The organism is Herbaspirillum lusitanum P6-12, assembly GCF_000256565.1.
Classification (GTDB): domain Bacteria; phylum Pseudomonadota; class Gammaproteobacteria; order Burkholderiales; family Burkholderiaceae_D; genus Herbaspirillum; species Herbaspirillum lusitanum.
The window spans coordinates 1-1,623 of sequence record NZ_AJHH01000187.1 but is presented as its reverse complement, the minus strand read 5'-3'; the positions used below and the strand labels follow the sequence as shown (position 1 = coordinate 1,623).

Sequence of the window (1,623 nt, the reverse complement as noted above, 5' to 3'; positions counted from 1 at the left end):
GGGCGCCGCCACCGTGGTGGTGCCGGTGCTGCGGCGCCATGGCGCATCGCTGCGGTACGTTCAAACTGATGAACGCCGGCGCCATCGTTCAGTTGATTTCGGTGGCGGGACTGATCACGCTGGGCGTGCTGGACGAGCGCCATGTGGCGCCGCTGATCGTGTGCTGGATGCTGTTCTGCGCCGGCCTCGGCCTGCGCGGACCGTCTACCGTGACGCGCGCGCTGTCGGTGCCGAAGTCGCTGACCAGCCTGGCCTCGGGCTTCCTGATGTTCCTGGCGCTGACGCTGTCGGGCGTCGGCACGCAGATCGCCGGCTTCCTGCTGCATCGCGGGTTGCTGCCGGTGGCGTTGCTGGTGGCGGCGATGATCCTGGCCAGCATGGTGCTGCAGAAGGATAAGTCGGCATCAGGTTAACATTTCCATAATGAGATACTTCATGGAATAATTCTCATTCGCCTATCCTCTATAATAGAGCGCTTTAGCAAAAACGCCGTCTGCCGGTGTCGACAAGCCACGCTGCACGCTGCCCAGCTCGCCGACCGCCAGCCCACAAGAGAAAAACAATGTTCAAGAAAATCTGGTTCCAGGTGCACTGGTTCATCGGCATCACTGCGGGCACCGTGCTGATGTTCATCGGCGTGACCGGCGCCTTGCTGGCTTTCCGTGAAGAAATCATGGATCTGCTCAGCCCCGGGGTGATGCACGTCCAGGTGCGCCAGCAAGCCACGCTCACGCCGCAGCAAGTGCTGGAGAAACTGCGCCAGGAAGAGCCGCAACGCCGCATCACCACCATGACCTTGTCGGCCGAGCCGGGGGATTCGGTGCGCGTGGTGTTCGCGCCGCCTCCGGGCGAGCGGCGCGGCCAGGCGCGTTATGTCGATCCCTACACCGGCGCTCTGCTGCCGCCGGTGACGGGCATGGAATTCTTCGAGTTCACCGAGCGCTTCCACCGCTGGCTGCTGCTGCCCACCGAGATCGGCAAGATCGTCCTGGGGACGCTGGCGCTGTGCCTGCTGATGCTGGCGCTGTCGGGGCTGTACCTGCGCTGGCCGCGCCGGGCGCTGTCGCTGCGCGCCTGGCTGCGTCTGGATTTCCAGCTGCAGGGCCGCTCCCTGCTGTGGAACCTGCATTCGGTCATCGGCACCTGGTCGCTGGTGATGTACGTGATCTTCGCCACCACCGGCGCCTACTGGGCGCTGGACTGGTTCAAGGACGGCGTCAACACGCTGGCCGGCGAAACCCGTCGCGCCCCCATGGCGCGCGGCGAGGGCAAGAAAAAGGACGGCCCCAACAACCAGACCCCGGTCGCCCTGGACCTGACCCAGGCCTGGAACGCCTTCCTGACCAAGGCGCCGGACTACCAGAGCGCACAGCTGCGCCTGCCCGAACAAGGTACGCAGCCGCTGCAGATCTTCTTCCTCGGCCACGACGCGCCGCATGAGCGCGCCCGCAGCCGTATGGTGGTGCTGCCACAGAGCGGCGAGATCAAACAGCTGGAACGCTACGAAGACAAGAGCACCGGCGGCAGGTTCATCGCCGCCATCTATCCGCTGCACATGGGTACCTACTTCGGAATGCCCGGCCGCATCGTGATGACCATCGCCGCGCTGATCATGCCGCTGTT

General features: G+C 64.8%; 1 protein-coding gene and 1 pseudogene. Both read left to right on the top strand.

Annotation, left to right across the window (positions count from 1 at the left end; translation table 11 throughout):
* Positions 1-413: pseudogene (locus tag HLUSI_RS0106465) on the top strand (hypothetical protein); the annotation flags it as partial.
* A gap of 149 nt (positions 414-562) precedes the next feature.
* The coding region (locus tag HLUSI_RS0106460; protein WP_016833213.1) for a PepSY-associated TM helix domain-containing protein at positions 563-1,623 on the top strand (1,061 nt) is incomplete at its 3' end.